A 21,841-nucleotide genomic window follows, 5' to 3' on the forward strand; every position below is an offset into this window, starting at 1 on the left:
CAGTGTCATGCGGTGTTAATCCGGATTTCTCCGGGCTATCCCCCTGATATGGGCAGGTTGCTCACGCGTTACGCACCCGTGCGCCACTCTCACCACCGGTAGCAAGCTACCGATGGATCCCGTCCGACTTGCATGTATTAGGCCTGCCGCTAGCGTTCATCCTGAGCCAGGATCAAACTCTCCATTGTAAAATGAAGTGTAAGACCAAGACTATTTATAAAATAGAATTGTTGTCTTGTTAAATGTTTTCCTCCCGCTCCGGGATACCTGAATAAATTGATTTCTTAAATCTTTTCTTGTTCAGCTACCGTACTCTCGTACGGGTCGCTGCGCTACATGATCATTTAAAGAACTTATCGCGCCTGGGCATCTCGCTTCGGCTTTTTTATGTTGTTTCCCTTCCGCATCGGAAGGTCGCAATCTGTCATTTTCTTTCGCTCCGGACATCGCGTCCCTCGCTGTTTCCCTTGGTTGGGACTGCAAAGGTAGGAACCTTTTTCGAAACCGCAAAATCTTTTTTCAAATAATTTTCGAGGCCCTTTTCTCGGTGGTCGGCATGGCCTGCAATCGTGCAGCTCTGCTTCCCTTTTCCTTCCCGTGTTTCAGTGGCCGTGGGGCCGTCCCTCCCTTGCGGAGTGGTGCAAAGATAGGGACAAAATACGTTCACTTCCAAGGGAGAGGCCAAAGTATTTTTACCGCCGCCAGCTAACTCGCTGTAGCATTGCCAGATAATTTTTCCAAAAGACGGGAAAATACCGCCAAAGGGGGGCAACCGGGAGGGTTCCCGGACCGGAAGGGCGGCATGCCGGCGGATGGCGACATGGTTTGAACCAGGATGGTGAGGATGAGAGGATGGACCAAGATCATGAAAAGGAACCAGGATGGTGAAGATTGGAGGATGGACCAGGACAGGAAGGGACGGACCTGATGCGCCATGATCCTGAAATATCCTCCAATCCGTTCCATCCTGGTTCAAGACCCAGATCTTGGTCCATCCTCCCATCCCCTTGATCCTGGTTCAAAAATTCTCCCCTTTCGGCCTGACCTCATTCGACCCACATTCCGAAAATTCGCAAAGCAAGCGACCAAATCCCCTATGCGTCCTCGGGTACGCTCCGGCCGGTTTACCTGTTCTCTCCGGACCATTCCCGAACATGCCCCGAACGAGTCCCGAAGGAGAGCCACAAAAAAACACCTCAATTCCAATCCAAAAAGAAACAAAAACCGGTTCCCTCCCCTCCAGCATCCTGAACAAAAAACAAAAAAAGCCATCTTGAAATATTTCAAGATGGCCTTTATATCTTATCTATATATAAGCTACTGCTTAAATACCCAAAACCTTTGGAGCGTATAATTGAACCCTAAAGAGACAATGATCTCCACTATAAGTTTGGACAGCAGGAAGTGCAAATGCCAGATGTCTACCAAAAGATGGATCCCCAAGGATTTAAGGGTAATGCTACCGACAACAACGATGATAAACTTCCACAGTTGGCTACCAATGGATTTCTGTGTGTTCCCAAAGGACCAATACCGGTTGATGGTAAAATTAACAATGGCACCCAAGCTTCCCGAGATCACGTTGGAAAAGGGGGCAGTAAATTTCAGTACCGTATAACAAAACGTGTATATCCCAAAATCAGAAAGTCCGCCAATAAAAGCGGACAGCTGTGCTCTGAGAAATACCCTTAGTTTGTCGGACATGTCTTATTCTTTAATTTCTGTTTCCTTTAGCTTGTTTGCTTTTTCTTCCAGATCCTTTGCATCCCCAAGGTCCAGTAATTTCTTGGTGTCGGTAATATTAATGAAGAACAGGATAATACAGATCAGCAATACCGAATAGTTAATGGAACCAGGAACGATAACTTCCAAGACCATGACCAAACTGATGATGACACGGATTTCGGTCGGGCCTAATAATCCGGCATCGATCGTATACTTGTCGGTGATCCTATACCTCAATTGGGAGATGATCATCGCCCATCCATATAATGCCACCAAGGTAAAGCCAAGGTATTTAAAATCACCGGTTGCATAAAAAACATAACCCAGTCCGATCATCACGGTTGAGATCCAGTCCATGACGATGTCAAGCGCAAAACCATACCATTTACGGGATTTATTCCTATAGAAAGCGATCCTTCCGTCCAAAGAGTCTCCGAACCACTGTACGAAGAAACCTACGATACCCAGGAAAAGGAAATTAATGTTCACATATTCTGCAAGCAAGAAACTTCCCAGGATCATAAAAGAACCGAAAAGACCGATAGCAGTCAGGCCATCAGAAGATATCCATGCGGGGATCTTAGGAACGAGATAGGATATTAACTTCTGTTCCGGATTACTTAAAATATTAGTACGCTTTCTGTCTTGAAAAAGCTTTTTATTAATTTTTTGTCCACTCATTTCAACTGAAAATTTAGAGCCACTTATTTTCTTTATACCAAAATAAACTCTCCTTCAATCCTTCATCCAATTTATATTGGGGATCAAAGTTTAAGTTCTGCATTGCATGTGTTATATCACAACCCCAGTTTTCTGCGGTTAGCTCTCTTAGTCTTTCGGGGTAGATGACGGGAGTTTTGGATGAGTTGCGATATAGTCTTTGTGAGAGTTCGGCAACGCTTTTCACCAGACTTAAAGGAACATGCATTCTGAATAGTCGTTTGTTCAGGACTTCCTTGAAAATCTCAGCCATGGCATATCGGGAATAGACCTCGCCATCACTGATATTATATATCTGTAGTCCATCTTGTTTTACCATGCAACCTTTCAACAGTACGTCAACAAGGTCCTTGACATAGATAAAACTCAATTTCTGTGGATTTTTCCCGATATAGGGGTCCAATCCTTTGTTCATTGTATCGAAAAGGATAAAAATATCCTTTTCGCGGGGTCCATATACGGCCGTTGGGCGGAATATGGAAATTGGAGCATCGGCATATTTATCCTGAATCATCAATTCAGAAGCTTCCTTGCTCCTGCCATACACCGTCAATGGGCGATATGGCGTTGATTCGGTGATCAATTGGTCACTGCTGTAGGGAATCGGACCGATGGCTGCCAAGCTACTTACGTAACTGATCCTTTCCAAAGGCATGATATCCGCAGTTGCCGCTGACAGAATAGCATCTGTATAGCCAACATTGACTTCCCGCATTATATTTTCATCTTTAGCCTTAGTCATTGCAGCGGCATGGATGATATAATGGTACTGTTCTTTTTCGAAAAGTGCTTTTAATTCTTCCTGATTTCCCAGGTTGGGATAGACAAACTGATCGACATAGGGCTGTATATCTTGGATTTTGCTGGATTTACGAACCGCAGCATGCACCTCAAGACCTAGGTTTTGGGCAGCCTCAACAAGGTGAGAGCCAACAAAACCACTCGCACCAGTTATGAAAATCTTTTTTTTCATATCGCTTTTTCGAAAAGGCGATAGCGCTTATAAAATTCAGCGTTGATCTGTTCAATAGCGTGATTCATGAGGTAGTTGTGGTCCAACATCCAGGAACATTCCGCTTCGACGATTCCCGATGGGATTGCATTCTTGATGATCCGTCCGTAAAGACAGGCTTCAATACCTAATTTCCTGTAATTGTCCAGTACCCCTAACATTAAAACCCTTACAGATTTTACTTTTTTCAAGCCAAACAATAGCTTGAAGATACCGGTTGGGAACAACCTGCCGCGTTTGATCTTGATCTGGATTTCGTTGACATTTGGAATACCTAGCGCAAATCCAATGATATCATCCCCTTTTTCTGCCACAATGCAATATTTAGGGTCAACGATCATTTTCAAATCTTTTGCGGTATGCATAAACTCCTCATCTGTCATGGGAACAAACCCTAGGTTTTTATCCCAGGCTTTATTATAGACTTTCTTGATCTTATCGGCTTCCCTTGCGAAATCTTTCATGTTGATTTCCCTCAGAATGATTCCAGAACGTTTCAGCCTAGTTTCCAATTTATCCAAAAGGAGAACAGAGCGTTTATTTGAGTTTTCCTTATTTACCAGGTAAGCCCTCAGGTCCACTTTCTTAACGAAGCCGGCAGCTAAGATCAAATCTTGGTAATAAGGAGGATTATAAGGCATCATGGCCATTGGAGGCCTATCGAAACCTTCAACCAAAAGACCCACGCTGTCATTGGTTGACAGGTTGATGGGCCCCACCATATTGTTTGCACCCTTTCCTTTCACCCAGGCTTCAGCAGCTTGGAACAATTTATCGGCAACCTCCTGATCATTTACACAATCAAAGAAACCGAATTGCCCTTCATTTACATTATTAAACTGATTATGGTTTGTATTGTAAATTGCTGCAATCCGCCCGACAATCTTTTCATCTTGATAAGCCAAGAACAATTGCACGGATGAATGCTTATAGAACGGGTGTTTAGCGGGATTCAACATATCATCCTGTGCAACAAAAAGCTCTGGAACATAATTTGGATCTCCTTCATAAAGGTCATGAGGAAAATCGATAAATTTTGCTCTTTGTTTTTTGCTTTCAACAGGAACTATAGTAATCACTTTTATCTGATTTTATTCACTAATAAAACTTTCAACTTCCAATGCTTTGAACACTTTGGTCATTTTCTCGACAGCTTCATCGATTTGATCGAAGGTATGTGTAGCCATCAGGGAGAAACGGATCAGGGATTCTTCAGCCGGAACAGCAGGAGCAACGACAGGGTTTACAAAAACTCCGTCATCCTGAAGCATTTTAGTAACGATATATGTTTTTTCGTTGTTTCTAACGAAAACAGGTAAGATTGGGCTTTCGGTAGCACCAAGGTCAAATCCGTTTTCCAACAACAATTTTTTAGCATAGTTGGTATTCGCCCACAATCTTTCTATATGCTCAGGTTCTGTCTGGATAATTTCCAATGCTTTCAATGTTGAAGCTACAGAAGCAGGCGTCATACTTGCACTGAACATCAATGAACGGGCACGGTGTTTCAAAAATTCTATTGTATCACTGTCTGCCGCAACGAAACCGCCTAATGAAGCCAAGGATTTACTGAAAGTACCCATGATCAAGTCAACCTGGTCGGTCAGACCGAAGTGGCTTGCCGTACCTGCACCGTTATGACCGATCACGCCTAAACTATGGGCATCATCACATAATATTGCAGCATCAAACTCGTTAGCTACTTGAACAAGTTCAGGTAATTTTACGATATCACCTTCCATACTGAAGATACCATCGGTTGCAATCAACTTAAAGCTTTCTTCAGGAAGGCGGGAGATTTTATCTCTCAGGTCTTCGATATTGTTGTGAGCGTATTTAATAACTTTTGAGAATGACAAACGGGAGCCGTCGATAATCGAGGCATGATCACGTTCGTCCAAAAGGATGTAGTCATGACGACCCGTTAAGCAAGAAAGGGGTCCTAAGTTAGATTGGAAACCTGTACTGAAAAGGATAGCTGATTCCTTGCCGACATAATCAGCAAGTTTCTCTTCCAGTTCCACGTGGATATCCAACGTACCGTTTAAAAAACGGGAACCAGCACAGCCAGTACCGTATTTTTCAAGGGCATCCTGAGAAGCTTTAATAATTCGAGGATCGGTCGTCAGTCCTAGGTAAGAATTCGAACCAAACATTAATACTCTGCGGCCGTCAATTTTTACTTCGGTATCCTGTTTAGATTGGATCGGTCTAAAATAAGCATATAAGTTTTTTGACTTGATATCTCCTAACTCGCCATTTAAAAACCGCGCAGTTCTTTCGTTTAATTTTCCCTTGCTCATTCGTCAGGTATCTATTTTCTCAATAATATTTACTTTTTGAACTTTTAACAAAAATCGTCAAAAATCCCACAAAGGTACAAAACAAGTTCTATTCACATAAATTAAATCATGTTTATATTACTTTTTACTACCTTTCTTTACAAAAAATCGACGCAAACATACAAAACTTAAACCTCAAATCATGTTTCATTTGACATATAAATATCATAAAATTAAATTAATATTAAGAGAATGTTTAGTGTATATTACATGGAAATTTTGCAAAATTTCATAAATTCTTACATTTGTGCTTCAATATAATTAATAAAAATGGCAATTTCATCAACGGTTAACATTAAAAACAAACGCGCATCCTTTGAGTATCACCTACTTGACACGTATGTTGCGGGCTTAGCTTTACTGGGTACCGAGATAAAATCCATCCGTCAAGGCAAAGCAAACATCAATGATAGTTTCTGTGCCTTTTTTGAAGATGGCCTTTACATCCGTAACATGCACATCGCTGAATATTCATTTGGATCATTCTATAACCATGAATCCAAAAGAGACCGTAAATTGCTCTTAACCAAGAAAGAGCTGAAGAAATTGCGTGAAAAGGGAGAAGAAAAAGGCTTTACCATTGTACCATTGCGCATCTTCATCAACGATCGAGGTTTTGCCAAGGTAGAGATCGCCCTGGCACAGGGTAAAAAAGATTTCGACAAGCGTGAAACCATTAAAGAGCGTGAAAGTAAGAGAGAATTGGACCGCGCTATGAAACGCTAATATCTATTTTTCGCTGGTAATTACCTGGAGTCATATTTTCCCGAGCCTTGAATAATCGGCTGAAATAATTGACATCGGTAAAGCCACAAGCGTAACAAACCTCCTTAATAGACATATTCGCACTCAGCATTTCCTTTGCCTTCCGCAAGCGTTCCCGAATGACGAGCTCCATCGGAGTAATCCCATATTCATCCTTAAATATCCTAAAGAGCGTAGCCTTGCTCATGTTAGCCTTTCGGCTTAGGTCTTCAATGGTAATTCTTTCCGTTAGGTTTTCCCTAATATATCTTTTCAGGTTAGACATCTCATCATTAGCTGTTGAATGAGGTTCAACCAGTTCGCCTAATTGCTGTTGCTGAATAATCCTAATCAACAGCTCCTTGAACAGTAGATCGGCAAGTACATCCTTAAAAGGATCGTTGCTGATCATATTGCTAAATAATTTATTGGTCAAACTTGCCAGTTCATCGGTATTTACCAAATGGAACTTGTTCCAGGAGAAATCCCAAGAAAGGCTATTATTTATTTTAGGGTATGCATTATTCAGGTAATCAATGGTTTCCTCGATTTTATCGGCAGAAATCAACAAGGCCGTACATTGGGTGGGCTCCATTATCTTTGCATCAGGAAAATCAATTTTCATGGATCTATCAGCAGGGAGCACGAGGGTTTCTCCAGGGAGATAATCAAAGGCAGGCACATCTTCGAGGTGCATAATTTTCTTTCCCTTCAGCATATTGATAATGACCATATCATTAAACTGTAGGGGTACCAAGTGGCTCGGTTGATAAGTTTCATACACATTCAACTCAAAATTGTTCAATGTATACGCACGTCTATTTTCAACCAACGTGTTCAATTCCCTCTCCGACGAATAAGGAAGCTCTCGGACTAAATTATTCTTTCCCATACGACTCTATTTTATAATTGGCTGTTAACCAAAAATAAAAAAAAGTAAACAAAATCAAAAAACAAGCTATTTGAAAATATTATGCTATGATTAGCGACGATAATGCTATATAAAAAAATTGCCTCTTGGTAAATTTGAGCAAGAGTCCAATATAAACTATTAAAAACACAGAACTATGAGCGCATTAAATAGACCAACGTTCAAAGAGCGTTACGATAATTACATTAATGGAACCTTCGTTCCACCCACTCAAGGAAAATATTTTGACAATATCTCCCCTATAGATGGAAAACCATTTACACAGGTTGCCCATTCCACAAAGGAGGATATTGATAAAGCTGTTGAAGCAGCAAGCAAGGCTTTTGAAACTTGGAGCAAGACCTCATCAACGGAACGCAGCAATATTTTATTCAAGATTGCAGACCGTATTGAACAGCACTTGGAACAGGTTGCCATTGTAGAAACGATTGACAATGGAAAAGCAGTACGTGAAACATTGAATGCCGATATTCCATTGGCAATTGATCATTTCCGTTATTTTGGTGGAGTGATCCGAGCTGAAGAAGGATCATTATCTGAATTGGATAGCACAACGGTATCCTTAATCGTTAATGAGCCAATCGGTGTAGTGGCACAGATCATTCCTTGGAACTTTCCGATCTTGATGGCCGTATGGAAATTGGCTCCTGCCTTGGCTGCGGGCTGTACCGTAGTCCTCAAACCGGCAGAGAGTACACCTACATCCATCATGGTATTGATGGAAATCATTGGCGACTTGCTTCCTCCGGGAGTAATAAACGTAGTAAATGGATTTGGATCAGAATTAGGTAGGCATCTAGTGACCCATCCGAAAGTAGCGAAAGCTGCCTTTACTGGATCAACTGCTACAGGTAGAATGGTCATGCAATATGCTACGGAGAACATTATCCCGGTTACCTTGGAATTAGGTGGTAAATCACCGAATGTATTCTTTGAGTCTGTAATGGACGAAGATGATTCATTTTTGGACAAAGCAATCGAAGGAGCAGTATTGTTTGCCCTGAACCAAGGTGAGATTTGTACCTGTCCATCTAGGTTATTGATCCAAGAGTCCATCTATGACAAGTTTATAGAGCGCGTCATTGAACGAGTGAACCAGATCAAAGTTGGAAACCCATTGGATCCAACCGTGATGATGGGAGCCCAAGCTTCCAAAATACAGAAGGACAAAATTATGTCCTATATTAAATTAGGAAAAGAGGAAGGTGCAGAAGTATTGACTGGAGGCGATGAAAACCATTTAGGTGGAGATATCGATGACGGTTACTACATCAAGCCTACTTTATTCAAAGGGAACAATAAGATGCGCATTTTTCAAGAAGAGATCTTCGGCCCTGTATTGGCCGTTACGACCTTCAAGGATGTAGACGAGGCCATCGCCATTGCGAACGACACCATTTATGGGTTAGGAGCAGGTGTATGGACCCGTGATGCCCATGAACTTTATATGGTCCCTAGAGCCATTCAGGCTGGCCGTGTTTGGGTAAACCAATATCACAGTTATCCTGCTGGTGCTCCATTTGGTGGTTATAAACAATCCGGCATAGGACGTGAGAACCACAAAATGATGTTAGCCTATTACCGTCAAGCTAAAAACATGCTCATCTCATACAGCAAAGAAAAGCTTGGATTCTTTTAATAGAGTTTAATAGTTAAATGTGTGAAAAGGGGTTATGCTCTATAACCCCTTTCTTAAAACTGCTAGAATTATGATCTCAAGGATAGATGTAACCGAAAATGCGAAAGCCGTAATCAAGGAATTAGAGGAAAAGCATGGCCCATTGATGTTTTATCAAGCAGGTGGCTGTTGTGAAGGAACCCAACCACAGTGCTTTGAAAAGGGTGGATTTTATCCTAGGATGAACGATGCCATGATAGGCCTGGTCGAAGGTTTTGAGTTTTGGGTAGACCGCGATCTTTTCGAATACTGGAAGTTTTCACATTTTACATTGGATGTACTGGATGGGTTTGGACCAGGAGGATTTTCATTGGAAACCCCTATGGGAAAAACGTTCAAGATCCACTATCGGTTATTTACGGAGGAAGAACTGAAGGAATTACCTGAGGTCATCCGGAATGAATAATAAAAAATTGATCTTTTTGGGTTCAATTGCTTTCTGAAAGTCAATAAACCCTAATTATGCTGTTTTTTTGATAAATGATCTGTAAATTTAATGAAAGGTCGAATTTATTAAACCCAGAAAAACAGATGACAAGCCCTTCCCTATTCTCTTCATTAAAACTTTCCCATTTAGAACTCAAAAACAGAATCGTTGTTTCGCCAATGTGCCAATACAGTGCAGTTGATGGCTTTGCCAATGATTGGCATTTGGTACATCTCGGCCAATTTGCCATTGGACGTGCAGGAGCAGTGATCCAAGAGGCGACTGCAGTAAGTCCTGAAGGCAGGATTTCTTATGGCGATCTCGGGATTTGGAAGGATGAGCATATCAAAAAATACAAACAGATAACCAATTTTATTAAAGGTCAGGGAAGCCTAGCGGGGATCCAATTGGCACATGCTGGAAGAAAGGCAAGTACGGATCTGCCGTGGATAAGCAGGAAACAATTTTCTCCAGATGAGGAACATGGTTGGCAGACTGTTGCTCCCTCTCCTATTCCATACCATGAAAAAGAACATCCACCCATTGGTTTAAGCCAGAGCGAGATCCAAGAAATCATTGCCCAATTTAAGGACGCAGCAGCAAGAGCAGTTGAGGCTGGTTACCAGATCATAGAAATCCATGCCGCCCATGGCTATTTGATCCACCAGTTCCTTTCACCACTGGTCAATTTCAGGGAAGATGGATATGGAGGTAGCTTCGAAAACAGGGTCAGGTTTCTGTTGGAAATCGTAGATGCCATCAAATCAGTTTTAAAAACTGAGCATTCGCTATGGGTCCGCTTATCGGCGACCGATTGGGCAGATGGCGGTTGGGACATTGAACAGACAGTTAAATTGACCCACCTCTTGAAACGGAAAGCTGTTGAAGTGGCTGATATTTCTTCTGGAGGAGCTGTATCCTTCCAGAAAATCCCAGTTGAACCAGGCTATCAGGTACCCTTTTCCGATCAGGTCAAACAAGCCTGTGGGATTGGGACAGGAGCTGTAGGCTTGATCACTAGTGCCAAACAGGCACAGGACATCCTAGATCGAGGTGCTGCAGATCTGATTTTATTGGGCAGGGAATTCTTGCGTCATCCCCACCTTGTCTACACTTGGGCCCAAGAATTGGGCGTAGAGCAGAGCTGGGCACCTCAATATGCAAGGGCAAAGATTGAATAGGAATTATTCTACATCCAAACCTTCCAAGACTGGAATAGGCTTTTTGTCATCTCCCAAAGCTACGAAGGTAAAACGGCCTTGGATCGCCAGTTCGCGACCATCTTCATACATACCTTCTCTAAAGATTTCTACATAAACCTTTAGGCTTGTCCTTCCGACGGTCTCTACACGGGCTACAGCTTCTACAATGCTTGCAGAAGGTATAGCTTTATGGAAATCGATTTTGTCTGTAGATACTGTAACTAGGGATTTTCTACAAAAACGTGTAGCACACATAAAGGAAACCTCATCCATGATCGCCATGGCTTTACCACCGAACAAGGTGTCATGATGATTGGTAAGGGAAGGAAACACAGTCATTGTAATTCGTGTTTCACTTTGATCGATACGTTCTTGAATAGTCATTTTATGAATTGAGCCGCAAAGTTAATCAACTTTTTCGCTTTCTACGACTATTCCGATGCCTTTCAGCAGCATCGAGGCGTTAAAGATGGTACAGGCACCATCCTTTAATTTGTAATCAAACAACATTTCAGAACCATGCACCTGTATATCAAAATGATAATTTTTAAGGTATCCCGGATAATCATTAACGAGTTCAGAAAGTTGAAGGTCATGGGTGGCCAACATTCCGCGTCCATGTAGTTCAATCAACTTCTTGATGATCGCTTTTGATCCCAAATATTTATCCACGGAATTAGTTCCCCTTAACATTTCATCGATCAAGAAATAGCTTGACTTAATATCCTGTACCCGCTCCAAGATAAATTTCATGCGATCTAATTCGGCCTTAAAGGTTGAAGTGCTCTCGTTCAAGGAGTCCTTGATCCGCATGTATGTCACCAATTGATAGATAGGGAGGGCGAACTTCTTGGCACAGACTACAGCACCAGTATAGGCTAATACCGCATTTATACCTATTGTCCTTAGGAAAGTACTCTTACCGGCCATATTGGAGCCTGTGATGAGCGCTATTTTATGGTCATGGGCATCATAATCATTAGCGATGGATTTATTGGCTGGGATCAAGGGATGATTGATATCTTCAGCCAAGAGTTTGTCTTTTTCAAAATCCTCCAAAATACTTGGCTGTGTCCAATCTGGATGGTTGTACGCAAGGATGGATAAAGAAACCAGACTTTCATATTTTGCCACAGCGTCAAAACCGGACAGAATGGAATCTTCATATTGATCTTTCCATTTGCTGATGGCCATGACCTGCTTAAAATCCCACAGGGCAAGCATGTTTAGGATGGCACCTATCAGCATATTATTACGTACGTCCAATTTATCGATCAACTTACCCAGTTCATTGATGATACTGGAAAGTTTCTTTTGCTGAGCTTCTACTTCGATCTTTTTTTGAAGCTCCTGATTTAAGGCAGCTGTATACTTTTTATCTTCCATCAATTTGATGGCATCGGCAAATCCAATCAATGATACGCCAATCTTATCGATCTTATTGGAGAAATGGCTGACCTTGCCGGCTTGGGCCATCGTCCATAACAGGTGGATGATGCCTAAGCCTAGGAGATAGCCTCCGATATTATGGACAAACACAGAAAACAAGATTCCAGCCAAAAATATCCATGGAACCATGGGAACATACATTCTATAGAAGGCGTTGCCAAATTGGAAAGATTTATCGTGGAAATAGCTATAGATATAGGATCTTAAGTTGATCTTGGAGCCTAGATTGAACAACATTTTGGTTTGGAAAGCCTGCAGATGTTCAGGGTCTGCTTTCAGTTCCTGAACCGCTTCCTGCCTTGCAGATATCTCTTTTTTGTTAGATGGAGCGTCCATCCATGAATGCAAAACCGCAACTCCATCTTTTGTCGCACAACGGTTGACCAGCTCGAACAAGGAATTAGGGCCGAATATATCCAGGTCTGAACTATAGGGGTGTTTAGGGTCTTCGAATACCTCCCCATCATCGTACATGTTCTTGTTACGGTCTTGAACATGCAGTTCATTTTCATTGACACTCAAAAAGACTTTTGCCTCCTGCAGTTTTCGATCCACCTTTGCCTGTCTATATACCAGGAATGCAAAGAGAAAGATAACCAATAGAAAAGCACCCAAGACCAGAAAGATATTGTTCAGGGAGAACAGTTGCCAAATACCTATAGCCCCAAGGACCATTAGCCCCAAACGGAGAAAGGCATTTTTATTGATTTGCTTCTCTAATGATTTTATTTCCTCTTTGGTCCTATTGACATTGCTTTGGTAGAAATCTGCACTCATAGGAGCTAAGGTAGGTATTAGATATGAGAATTGAGATGTGAGTAATGAGATTAATCTCAGCTTTAAAAACAAAAAAGACGCCATTACAGACGTCTCATATCTCTTATCTCCTATCTCAAATCTTCGGTACTACCAAGCCTGATCCCCTACAAGAGGAACGAACCTGAAGGTATCGAGTTCGATTCTTTCGAAGTCGTTTTCACCTACTCGAAGGATGGTGACCATTTTTTGGAATTTCTCATCACCTACAGGGATAACCAAAAGACCTCCCAAACGAAGTTGTTTCAGCATTTTTTCAGGTACAAAGGGAGCCCCGGCAGTTACGATGATTTTGTCATAGGGTGCTTTTTCGGGGATACCTTTGGAACCATCGCCCAAGAAAAAGTTTGGCTTATAGCCCATATAGGGCAATACCTGAATGGTTCGATGGTAAAGGTTTTCCTGACGCTCAATGGTATACACATCAGCTCCCAATTCCATAAGGATACAGGTCTGATAACCAGAACCCGTACCGATCTCCAGGACTTTATCACCTTTTTTGATGTGCAGCAATTGGCTTTGATAAGCTACGGTGTAGGGTTGGGAAATGGTCTGGCCATCACCGATTGGAAATGCAATATCCCGGTAAGCTTGGTTCCAGAAGGTTTCATCAAAAAAGAAATGACGAGGGACTTTTGCAATTGCCTGCAACACCTTCTTATCTTCAATCCCACGTTTTTCGAGATGTTTCACCAACTGCTTCCTTGCGCCCTGTTCCCGGTAATTGTCTATAAACTTATAAGCCATATGTCTCAAAATTACCCTTATTTTACCATATTATTAAGGTTAAAATGCAAAACATTCAAGCTCAGAACGGTTCTGAAAAATGAGAAAGAAAATATCCCTAAGCTTTATTTTTTGTACTTTTATACGTCTAGGAAATTAAAAAATAATATTCCTGGCCCTCACCCAAAAAATTGATAGAATGAAAAAACTGACTATTTATCTGTTTATCATATTACTGCAGTTTCAAGTAGTACTTGCTCAGGAGACTTCTCCGAACGATGATGATGTCATGAAGGTTCTTGCGATAGGGAATAGCTTCTCCGAGGATGCCCTAGAAAATTACCTACATGAGTTATCCACTGCTGCAGGCAAAAAGATTGTTATTGGCAATTTATATATCGGAGGTGCACCACTAGACCTGCACCTTAAAAATGCCCACAATAACCTGAAAGCGTACAGCTATCGAAAAATAAGCATGGACGGTTCCAAAAAGACTACGGAACAGACCAGTATTGAAGATGCCTTGGCAGATGAAAACTGGGATTATGTGAGTTTGCAACAGGCTTCACCACTTTCTGGAAAGTACAATGTCGTTATGCAAACCTTAACCGACCTTTGGACTTATGTATTTGCACATGTCCATCCAGATACCAAACTCGTTTATCACCAAACATGGGCCTACCAACAGGACTCTAAACATGATGGCTTTACTAACTATGACAATAGTCAGAAAAACATGTACGACAGCATCATGAGCGTCACGTCGAGATTAGAAAAAACTGGTGATTATGCCTTTATCGTTCCTGATGGCACTACCATCCAGAATGGAAGGACCAGTTCCATTGGTGACCAATTCACTCGCGATGGTTATCACTTGAACCTGGACTATGGTAGATTTGCGGCTGCACTGACTTGGTATGCTAAACTTTTCAACCTTGATCCCACGAAAACAGACTATAAACCCGAAAAGGTGACGGATCTACAGGCGAAGATTGTAAAGGAAGCCGCAAAAAAGGCTGTGAAGAAACCATTTAAAGTATCAAGAGTAAAAAAGTAGATTAATAACATTTACTTAAAAGAAATTTAATTTCATGTTAACTTGCTTTGAAGGCTGTTGTTTTGTAAGTTTAGAATAGAACAAACAGGTGTGATATGGCAACTTTAAAAAATGGAAATCAAATCCCACTTAATGGAAAGGTGGGATTTTTTGTTTACAGTAGTAACAAAAGTCCAATCGCGACAAACCCAACTCAATTAAGATTGACCAAGGAAAGGATCTTTCCAAAGAAAAAGTCAGACTCCAAATTTAATTTTCTCAAAGCATACATTGCGGAGATCCTCCCCTATATCCGGTTAGGGTTTAAAAACTATCATAATGGATGGACCAGCTATCAAGCTGCCATGTCGTATAATTTTAAACATTCCGTTCTTGAAAAGGAATCTAGGTTTGAACTGAATTGGGAGAAATTCAGTATCAGTAGAGGTTTAGAAAATCCGATCCAGGATGTCAAAATCAACTTATGTCATGATTCGGATTCATTTAGGATTTCTTGGGATTACGATAAAGTTCTATCTAGTGCTTATGGTATGGAAGGTTATAGGATCATGATCCTACTTCAACCGGAAATTAATGGGCCCAATAAAATCTACGGTATGGTAAATGGGAACCTTTTAGTGGAAAGACAACAACAACTCTTCTTAAGGAAACACAATAAGAATGCGATTTATCATATGTATGTTGCTTTTCTATCTAATGACGGCAGCTATAATTGTACAGATAGTTTGTACCTGGGGGAGATATAAAGTAGGCGGATTGCCAAGAGTAAATAGCTTAATAACAAAAAAATATAATATTATTTAATCTGGGCTTTTGTAAATAAGGGGAGATTATATAAATTTGGCGCAATTTATAATTGTTCTAAATAAAAATAAGATGCACTACCTATACAAATTGTTAACGAAAACCCAGCTTTTACTGTTCCTGATTTTTCCAATTTCTTTAACCGCCCAACAACTGGAAATCCAGGTAAATAATGAAAACTCGGGTAGACAAGCCGATGTTAACATTAAGGTAAATGGAAAAACCATAGGAAAAACAGATAATAATGGATCATTCCTTATCAATTATGAACAGTTCAAACTACCATTAAACCTACAGATCAGCCATTCGGGCTATTTAACCCTATTTCATACCATTTCACCTGACACTGTAAAACAGCCACTGATCTTTACCCTGCAGGAAAAAAATGATTTGGATGAGATCGTAGTTACAGCAAGTCGCAAACCTGAACATATTTCAACAGTCCCATCTTCCATTTCGATATTAACGAGCAAAGAGATTGAAGCTCAAAGCCAAATCAATACGAATATTTCCAATATTTTGGGTAACAGCATTCCTGGTTTAGGGGTAAGTAGCAATAAGGCAACCAATACAGGCCAAACCCTAAGGGGCAGGTCTGTTCTAGTGCTTATTGATGGAATTCCGCAGTCTACTCCGTTAATGAATGGTGCTAGAGATATCAGGTCTATTGACCCTTCAGTAATTGAAAGAGTGGAAGTAATCAAAGGGGCAACATCCATTTATGGTAATGGTTCTGCCGGAGGTATTATCAATTATATTACAAAAACCAATAAGGATGCAAACAAGGCAATTTCTGGAAGCAGTAATCTTAGAAGCACCATAAACCCTCTACATTCTTCAGAGACGATTGGATATCGATTTGATCAAACATTATTTGGAAGGGCAGATAAATGGAATTATACAATCAGTGGTACTGCTGAATATAATGGACTTCAGCGGGATGCCGATGGCATTGCTCTTGGTCAAGTGGATGGTCTATCAAATTCACATCAGTACAATGCCTTTTTAAAGGTAGGATATGATATTAATGAGAATTCGGGTATTTCTGTTCTGTACAATTTTTTCAACAGTTCTCAACATGCCAAGTACATTAGTCAAACCGGTAAATATGGGCAAACTCCAACTATTGGAATCAAAGGTGAAGATCCAGGAAAACCTACAGGTACTCCATATAACCATAATGCCATGTTAAGTTATTTCAATAATAATTTAATAGGTTCTACTTCCATTCAGGCTTCCTTGTATTATAATACTTTTCGCTCAATGAATAGATATATTGAGAAAGGAACTGCTTGGTATGGCCCGGGGCAAACACAAATTAATTCAGAGAAAAAAGGTTTAAGGCTTAACCTGAACACACCCTTTAAGCTATTCAATGCCAATTCCGATATCACCTACGGATTAGACCTGCTGAATGATGTAACTGACCAAAATTTAACGGATGGACGTATCTATATCCCAGATATGAATATGGTGAACATAGCGCCATATGCTCAATTGCGTATTGATGTGTTAGAAAACCTGATTTTAAAGGGAGGTGTAAGGTATGAAAATGCTACGGTGAAAATCAAGGATTTCAATACTATCGCTACAGGTCCTAACAACGAAGGCAGTATCGCGGTGACTGGAGGAAAAATACCCTATAAAGGAGCAACATTCAACGCTGGACTTCGATACAATAAATATGAAATTTTCAATCCATTCCTTAGCTTCTCCCAAGGCTTTGCCATCAATGAGTTGGGAAGAATCGTAAGAAGGGCAACCGACAATGATCTGGATAGTATCAAAACTGACCCAGTAATCACCAATAACTACGAGATAGGATTTTCTAGCCATTACAGTATATTCAATTTCTCGGCATCCTATTACTATAGCACTTCAAAGATGGGGGTTGAATTAGTAGATGTTGGCGGATATTTAGTGGCACAGCGCCTACCTGAAAAAGTACAGGGACTAGAATTTACTTTGAATGCCGAGCTTTCCAAGCAATGGACCATAGGCGGAACATTTGCTCACGTGGAAGGAAAAGCAGAGGACTCTGAACAGGTATCTCACTACCTCAACGGCACGAGGATAGCTCCGAACAAAGCTACAGCCTACCTGATCTATACACCGACTGATGCATTAAATCTACAATTACATTGGATACATACAGGTTCTAGAGATCGTTTTGAACGCAATGATAAAGGCCTTTACAAAAACAGCGAAGGTCCGATCAAAACCATAGACCTCTTCAACTTATCAGCGAGCTACAGGATCAACAAACAATGGGGACTTGGACTTGGTGTGGAAAACCTATTGAACAAGGATTATTACCCGGTCATCAGTCAGTACAGGGCCGTGGATGCAGAATATGTAAAAGGTACTGGGACTACCGCATCATTAAATATTAATTATCGATTTTAAATGGTAAAAAGCTTCATCCTTTGGTTGCATAAATGGTTAGGCCTCACAACAGGAATCGTTGTTGTCATTTTAGGCCTGACTGGTTGTGTATACACGTTCTTTGATGAGCTAAAGTTAGTTTGTTATCCTGATCGATATATTTTAGATCAACGCTATCCTTCTAGTGAGGCCCTCCCCTTAAGTCAACTTAAAGAAATTGCCGGCAAACAATTAAATGATGGCGAGTCCATTTCTAGGGTTGATCTGTATCCGGAAAAAAACAGGAGTTGGATTTTTCGTGTTCAGGAAATTGATCCCGATGCATTTGGTTATTGGAATTACTTCAAGACCTATAAAAGGATCTTTTTAAATCCATACACTGGAGATCTACTCTTTGTGGAGAATTCGAAAACCGAATTTTTCCAAGTTATTTTGCAGATGCACATGAACCTGTTGTTGGGCAAAAAATACGGGACATGGGTTGTTGGAATCTCAACCATTATTTTTGTCGTCATCCTAATTTCTGGAATGGTCCTTTGGTGGCCAAAAAGATGGAAAGGAAAACCGTTGAAACGCAGTTTATGGATAGATTGGAAATCGAAATGGAAAAGGCTAAACTATGATTTGCACAATGTTTTAGGCTTTTATTCATTTCTAATTTCATTGGTTTTAGCTATCACGGGACTGGTTTTTACCTATCCTTCATTTAAAAAGGCCTACATTTCATTTTTCAATTCCTTTGATGGCTCTGAAATCAAGAAGCTTGAAGGAGAACCTTTTAAAATCCCCAACTATTATCCAGAGGGTGAACAGCTTGATAATGCGCTCCACTTCCTATTGGAAAAGTATTCCAATGCAGGAATGATGTCCATTAGAAGTAGCAAAGCAGAAGACGAAACTTTTGATGTTCAGATCAGGATGACGGAAATGAAGACTGGTGATTTTAGATGGTATTACTTCAATAAAAAAGAAAACAATATTGAAAAGGTAACTTCTTCCGATAATTTAAAAGCCGGTGACCGAATTGGGTCATTAAATTACGACATTCATACGGGCAATATTTCTGGATTGCCAACAAAAATCCTTGCTTTCCTTATTTCTTTAATTTGCGCGAGCTTACCAATTACAGGATTTGTGGTTTGGCGCAATAAGGTAAAAGGGCAAAAAAGAAAGGCAGAAAAGCAGATTAAAAAGCGTGATTTATTGAAATCCAATCAATAAGGGTCTACATCGATCTGAACGCGGACGCCCTTGTTTTTCTTATCCAATTCAAAATGCAATAATGCCTGTTTGATGAGTTCCTTTACTTTCGAAATGGAAATGTTCTTCCGTTCAATCTTCAAGGTAATGGTCTGAATAAAGTTATTCCTTACCCGAGCGACAAGCGGGGGTTCTGGCCCAAGGACACGTTCAGCTAACTGCTGTCTCAGTAGGGACGCTAATCTCTTTGCTGCATCATGTACAAGATCTTGATCGGTATGTTTTACATCAAGCTTGATCAATCTATAAAAAGGTGGATATTGATAATTCTTTCTTTCCGTAATTTCAGCCATAAACATGGCCATGTAGTCATGATTGGTGACCTGTTCGAGGATGCGATGGTTTGGGGTATTGGTTTGAATAATCACCCTTCCCTCCGACTGCCTTCTTCCGGCACGCCCTGAGACCTGTGAGAACAAAGAAAATGCCCTTTCATATGCCCTAAAGTCTGGAAAATTGATCATTCCATCGGCGTTAATAATCCCAATTAAGCTGACATTCCCAAAATCAAGCCCTTTCGTGATCATCTGCGTTCCGATCAATACATCGAACTCTTGATTATCGAAAGCCGAAATGACTTTATCAAAACCATATTTCCCTTTCGTTGAATCCAGGTCAAGGCGTCCAATTCGCAGATCAGGCAGTTGGATTTCCAACTCCTCTTCCACTCGTTCTGTTCCAAAACCTTTGCTCTGCATATTTGGCAATCCGCAGGCAGGACAAGTCTGCACCAGTTCTTCTGAAAAGCCACAATAATGGCAATGCATCAGGTTACTGGTTTTATGGTAAGTCAAACTAACATCACAGTTCACACATTTAGCCACATAACCACAAGTGCCACATTGCAAAAATGGCGTATGTCCTCTTCTATTTTGAAACAGGATCACCTGCTCTTTATTTTGAACGGTTTCTTCAATGGCCTTCAATAGCTTCAGACTAAAATAAGAGTACATCTCTTCCTTTCGGCCAGATTCGGCAATATCCACAATTTCGATTGTCGGCAGCTTGGCCTCACCAAACCGTTCCGTCAATTCAATCAGACCATATTTACCGGCCTTAGCATTGTAATAGCTCTCCACTGAAGGGGTGGCAGAACCCAATAGAACTTTTGCTTGATGCTGATGAGCCAAGTAAATTGCCGTATCTCGTGCATGATACCTTGGAGCAGGATCATATTGTTTATAGGAGTTCTCATGTTCTTCATCCACAATAATCAACCCTAGGTTATGGAAAGGAAGGAAAACAGAGGATCTCGCGCCAATGACTACCTTAAACTCACCCTTATTTACTTTATGCCATACTTCTGCACGCTCATTGTCATTGAATTTTGAATGGTAAACACCCAATTGATCCCCAAAATGCAATTTCAAGCGTTCAGTTATCTGTGCTGTCAAGGCAATCTCCGGTAATAGGTACAAGGCAGATTTACCCTCTCGAAGCACAGCCTCAATCAAACGGATATAAATTTGGGTCTTCCCAGAAGCCGTTACTCCATGGAGCAAGGCAACATCTTTCTCAGTAAAGGAATTATTGATTTCATCAAAGGCCTGTTCTTGGGCTGGACTAAAACTAAAGTCTGGAGATAACAGAACATCCGTACCCTCAAATCTACTGACCACCTTTTCCTCAACTGTAAAGACACCTTTATCGATCAGGGCGGTTATTGCACCAGCTCCTGAACCGGATACTTCCATGATATCCTGTCTGCTGACATCATTCTTTGTTTTGATAAGTTGGAGGAATGCAATGATTGCATCCTGCTGCTTGGGAGCTCGGTTTAAACTATCCAATAATTCCCGTCTACCCTCCGGATCATTGAATTCGGAAGCTAACCTCAGAAAAGCTTTGGTTTTTGCCTTATATTTCTGCTTGATTTCTTCAGAGATCAGGATATATCCATGTTCAAATAGGTTCCTCAATAAAGGGAAAACAGTTTTTTGACCTAGGATTTTGATGACATCGTTTACCGTCAACTCACCAGCAAGATCCAAGGCTTCAAGAATCATATAGCCTTTATCTGAGAGCGAAGAACGATCTAAATTAGGGTCGTCTGATGCGACGATTTTAGTTTCAGAGGCCATTTTTAGGGCTGCTGGCAAAGCCGCCTGCATCACATCACCTACATAACACATGTAGTATTCTGCGATCCAATCCCACATCTGCAATTGAGTTTCATTGACAATGGGATCATTGTCTACAACATCTAAGATATATTTGGCTTCATATTGATGAGGAGGTTCAGTCGTGATATTCTTGACCACAGCTGAATAAATCTTGTTCTTACCGAACTGTACGATCACCCGAACTCCTACTGCTACCTTATCATTCAATTCAAAAGGAACTCGATAGGTATAGGACTTAGCAATCGCCAATGGCAAAATAACCTCTACAAAATAAGTGACACGACCAGGAGCCGTTAAATCCAGTTGAGACATAAACAAAGGTAATAATAGTATTTATTAATAGCATTCAGTATTGGGAGCATGCTTGCCTGTTATTGATTTATTATTCGACAATAATCAGCCTTGCTAAGCAAAAAGGCACCAATGGTGCCTTTTTCAAT

The 21,841-nt window shown here is 40.8% G+C and carries 19 protein-coding genes and 1 rRNA gene; 8 read left to right on the forward strand and 12 right to left on the reverse strand.

Going from position 1 to position 21,841, the window contains the following annotated elements; all coding sequences use genetic code 11:
* The 7 genes from ACWIB3_RS09745 to spt form a co-directional block, all read right to left on the reverse strand.
* Nucleotides 1-188 (reverse strand): 16S ribosomal RNA (locus ACWIB3_RS09745); the annotation flags it as partial.
* Nucleotides 189-424: 236 nt separating this feature from the next.
* Nucleotides 425-976: a hypothetical protein gene (locus tag ACWIB3_RS09750; protein ID WP_454291486.1), complete on the reverse strand. Its 552-nt coding sequence runs from the start codon at nucleotides 974-976 to the stop codon at nucleotides 425-427.
* Nucleotides 977-1,317: 341 nt separating this feature from the next.
* Complete coding sequence (locus ACWIB3_RS09755) at nucleotides 1,318-1,704, reverse strand: GtrA family protein (protein ID WP_185213478.1); 387 nt, start codon at nucleotides 1,702-1,704, stop codon at nucleotides 1,318-1,320.
* 3 nt (nucleotides 1,705-1,707) lie between these two features.
* The gene (locus ACWIB3_RS09760; RefSeq protein WP_185213477.1) at nucleotides 1,708-2,406 is read right to left on the reverse strand and encodes a CDP-alcohol phosphatidyltransferase family protein; all 699 of its coding nucleotides are present in this window, start codon (nucleotides 2,404-2,406) and stop codon (nucleotides 1,708-1,710) included.
* Between the two features lie 13 nt (nucleotides 2,407-2,419).
* Nucleotides 2,420-3,418 (reverse strand): NAD-dependent epimerase/dehydratase family protein, encoded by a 999-nt coding sequence (locus tag ACWIB3_RS09765; protein ID WP_454291487.1) that lies wholly within the window; start codon nucleotides 3,416-3,418, stop codon nucleotides 2,420-2,422.
* On the reverse strand, nucleotides 3,415-4,536 hold the full coding sequence (locus tag ACWIB3_RS09770) for a hypothetical protein (protein ID WP_254529458.1): 1,122 nt from the start codon (nucleotides 4,534-4,536) through the stop codon (nucleotides 3,415-3,417). The genes ACWIB3_RS09765 and ACWIB3_RS09770 overlap by 4 nt, the downstream gene beginning before the upstream one ends.
* A gap of 12 nt (nucleotides 4,537-4,548) precedes the next feature.
* Entirely contained in the window at nucleotides 4,549-5,760 is a 1,212-nt protein-coding gene (gene spt / locus ACWIB3_RS09775; protein WP_185213474.1) for a serine palmitoyltransferase, read from the reverse strand.
* Nucleotides 5,761-6,069: 309 nt separating this feature from the next.
* Between spt and smpB the strand changes: the two genes are divergently transcribed.
* The gene (smpB, locus tag ACWIB3_RS09780) at nucleotides 6,070-6,525 is read left to right on the forward strand and encodes an SsrA-binding protein SmpB (RefSeq protein ID WP_185213473.1); all 456 of its coding nucleotides are present in this window, start codon (nucleotides 6,070-6,072) and stop codon (nucleotides 6,523-6,525) included.
* On the opposite strand, the gene ACWIB3_RS09785 is transcribed toward smpB, so the two are convergent.
* Nucleotides 6,512-7,435 carry a helix-turn-helix domain-containing protein gene (locus ACWIB3_RS09785; protein ID WP_454291488.1) on the reverse strand — a complete coding sequence of 308 codons (924 nt, stop codon included), beginning with the start codon at nucleotides 7,433-7,435 and terminating at the stop codon, nucleotides 6,512-6,514. The genes smpB and ACWIB3_RS09785 overlap by 14 nt on opposite strands.
* Nucleotides 7,436-7,610: 175 nt before the next feature.
* Here ACWIB3_RS09785 and ACWIB3_RS09790 point away from each other — a divergent pair, with 175 nt between their 5' ends.
* The 3 genes from ACWIB3_RS09790 to ACWIB3_RS09800 all read left to right on the forward strand — a co-directional run bounded on the left by ACWIB3_RS09790 (nucleotide 7,611) and on the right by ACWIB3_RS09800 (nucleotide 10,760).
* Nucleotides 7,611-9,113 carry an aldehyde dehydrogenase family protein gene (locus ACWIB3_RS09790; RefSeq protein ID WP_185213471.1) on the forward strand — a complete coding sequence of 501 codons (1,503 nt, stop codon included), beginning with the start codon at nucleotides 7,611-7,613 and terminating at the stop codon, nucleotides 9,111-9,113.
* 70 nt (nucleotides 9,114-9,183) lie between these two features.
* Nucleotides 9,184-9,558 carry a DUF779 domain-containing protein gene (locus ACWIB3_RS09795; RefSeq protein WP_313191786.1) on the forward strand — a complete coding sequence of 125 codons (375 nt, stop codon included), beginning with the start codon at nucleotides 9,184-9,186 and terminating at the stop codon, nucleotides 9,556-9,558.
* 125 nt (nucleotides 9,559-9,683) lie between these two features.
* Nucleotides 9,684-10,760, forward strand: a complete 1,077-nt coding sequence (locus tag ACWIB3_RS09800) for an NADH:flavin oxidoreductase/NADH oxidase (protein WP_454291489.1) — start codon at nucleotides 9,684-9,686, stop codon at nucleotides 10,758-10,760.
* 3 nt (nucleotides 10,761-10,763) lie between these two features.
* Here ACWIB3_RS09800 and ACWIB3_RS09805 read toward each other — a convergent pair whose 3' ends face one another.
* The 3 genes from ACWIB3_RS09805 to ACWIB3_RS09815 all read right to left on the reverse strand — a co-directional run bounded on the left by ACWIB3_RS09805 (nucleotide 10,764) and on the right by ACWIB3_RS09815 (nucleotide 13,793).
* Complete coding sequence (locus tag ACWIB3_RS09805) at nucleotides 10,764-11,165, reverse strand: acyl-CoA thioesterase (protein WP_185213468.1); 402 nt, start codon at nucleotides 11,163-11,165, stop codon at nucleotides 10,764-10,766.
* Between the two features lie 21 nt (nucleotides 11,166-11,186).
* Entirely contained in the window at nucleotides 11,187-13,007 is a 1,821-nt protein-coding gene (locus ACWIB3_RS09810) for a MutS-related protein (RefSeq protein ID WP_454291490.1), read from the reverse strand.
* Nucleotides 13,008-13,136: 129 nt separating this feature from the next.
* Nucleotides 13,137-13,793: a protein-L-isoaspartate(D-aspartate) O-methyltransferase gene (locus ACWIB3_RS09815; RefSeq protein WP_093101430.1), complete on the reverse strand. Its 657-nt coding sequence runs from the start codon at nucleotides 13,791-13,793 to the stop codon at nucleotides 13,137-13,139.
* A 178-nt stretch (nucleotides 13,794-13,971) separates the two neighbouring features.
* On the opposite strand from ACWIB3_RS09815, the gene ACWIB3_RS09820 reads away from it, so the two are divergent.
* The 4 genes from ACWIB3_RS09820 to ACWIB3_RS09835 all read left to right on the forward strand — a co-directional run bounded on the left by ACWIB3_RS09820 (nucleotide 13,972) and on the right by ACWIB3_RS09835 (nucleotide 19,239).
* A complete protein-coding gene (locus ACWIB3_RS09820) occupies nucleotides 13,972-14,829 on the forward strand; it encodes a DUF4886 domain-containing protein (protein ID WP_454291491.1) in 858 nt (285 codons plus the stop codon).
* 95 nt (nucleotides 14,830-14,924) lie between these two features.
* Nucleotides 14,925-15,575, forward strand: coding sequence for a DUF6266 family protein (locus ACWIB3_RS09825; protein WP_454291492.1), 651 nt, complete (start codon nucleotides 14,925-14,927; stop codon nucleotides 15,573-15,575).
* A gap of 130 nt (nucleotides 15,576-15,705) precedes the next feature.
* Nucleotides 15,706-18,039, forward strand: a complete 2,334-nt coding sequence (locus ACWIB3_RS09830) for a TonB-dependent receptor (RefSeq protein ID WP_454291493.1) — start codon at nucleotides 15,706-15,708, stop codon at nucleotides 18,037-18,039.
* The gene (locus ACWIB3_RS09835; RefSeq protein WP_454291494.1) at nucleotides 18,040-19,239 is read left to right on the forward strand and encodes a PepSY-associated TM helix domain-containing protein; all 1,200 of its coding nucleotides are present in this window, start codon (nucleotides 18,040-18,042) and stop codon (nucleotides 19,237-19,239) included.
* Here the strand turns inward: ACWIB3_RS09835 and priA are convergent.
* The gene (gene priA / locus ACWIB3_RS09840) at nucleotides 19,233-21,713 is read right to left on the reverse strand and encodes a replication restart helicase PriA (RefSeq protein WP_454291495.1); all 2,481 of its coding nucleotides are present in this window, start codon (nucleotides 21,711-21,713) and stop codon (nucleotides 19,233-19,235) included. The two genes, ACWIB3_RS09835 and priA, sit on opposite strands and share 7 nt — an antisense overlap.
* Between the last annotated feature and the right edge of the window lie 128 nt (nucleotides 21,714-21,841).

This window comes from Sphingobacterium sp. NPDC055431 (assembly GCF_053644255.1).

What these genes read in the sequence shown, in the direction of transcription:
- ACWIB3_RS09755 (WP_185213478.1), bottom strand. Translation starts at nt 1,704, where the DNA reads ATGTCCGACAAACTAAGGGTATTTCTCAGAGCACAGCTGTCCGCTTTT.
- ACWIB3_RS09760 (WP_185213477.1), bottom strand. Translation starts at nt 2,406, where the DNA reads ATGAGTGGACAAAAAATTAATAAAAAGCTTTTTCAAGACAGAAAGCGT.
- ACWIB3_RS09765 (WP_454291487.1), bottom strand. Translation starts at nt 3,418, where the DNA reads ATGAAAAAAAAGATTTTCATAACTGGTGCGAGTGGTTTTGTTGGCTCT.
- spt (WP_185213474.1), bottom strand. Translation starts at nt 5,760, where the DNA reads ATGAGCAAGGGAAAATTAAACGAAAGAACTGCGCGGTTTTTAAATGGC.
- smpB (WP_185213473.1), top strand. Translation starts at nt 6,070, where the DNA reads ATGGCAATTTCATCAACGGTTAACATTAAAAACAAACGCGCATCCTTT.
- ACWIB3_RS09785 (WP_454291488.1), bottom strand. Translation starts at nt 7,435, where the DNA reads ATGGGAAAGAATAATTTAGTCCGAGAGCTTCCTTATTCGTCGGAGAGG.
- ACWIB3_RS09790 (WP_185213471.1), top strand. Translation starts at nt 7,611, where the DNA reads ATGAGCGCATTAAATAGACCAACGTTCAAAGAGCGTTACGATAATTAC.
- ACWIB3_RS09795 (WP_313191786.1), top strand. Translation starts at nt 9,184, where the DNA reads ATGATCTCAAGGATAGATGTAACCGAAAATGCGAAAGCCGTAATCAAG.
- ACWIB3_RS09800 (WP_454291489.1), top strand. Translation starts at nt 9,684, where the DNA reads ATGACAAGCCCTTCCCTATTCTCTTCATTAAAACTTTCCCATTTAGAA.
- ACWIB3_RS09805 (WP_185213468.1), bottom strand. Translation starts at nt 11,165, where the DNA reads ATGACTATTCAAGAACGTATCGATCAAAGTGAAACACGAATTACAATG.
- ACWIB3_RS09810 (WP_454291490.1), bottom strand. Translation starts at nt 13,007, where the DNA reads ATGAGTGCAGATTTCTACCAAAGCAATGTCAATAGGACCAAAGAGGAA.
- ACWIB3_RS09815 (WP_093101430.1), bottom strand. Translation starts at nt 13,793, where the DNA reads ATGGCTTATAAGTTTATAGACAATTACCGGGAACAGGGCGCAAGGAAG.
- ACWIB3_RS09820 (WP_454291491.1), top strand. Translation starts at nt 13,972, where the DNA reads ATGAAAAAACTGACTATTTATCTGTTTATCATATTACTGCAGTTTCAA.
- ACWIB3_RS09825 (WP_454291492.1), top strand. Translation starts at nt 14,925, where the DNA reads ATGGCAACTTTAAAAAATGGAAATCAAATCCCACTTAATGGAAAGGTG.
- ACWIB3_RS09830 (WP_454291493.1), top strand. Translation starts at nt 15,706, where the DNA reads ATGCACTACCTATACAAATTGTTAACGAAAACCCAGCTTTTACTGTTC.
- ACWIB3_RS09835 (WP_454291494.1), top strand. Translation starts at nt 18,040, where the DNA reads ATGGTAAAAAGCTTCATCCTTTGGTTGCATAAATGGTTAGGCCTCACA.
- priA (WP_454291495.1), bottom strand. Translation starts at nt 21,713, where the DNA reads ATGTCTCAACTGGATTTAACGGCTCCTGGTCGTGTCACTTATTTTGTA.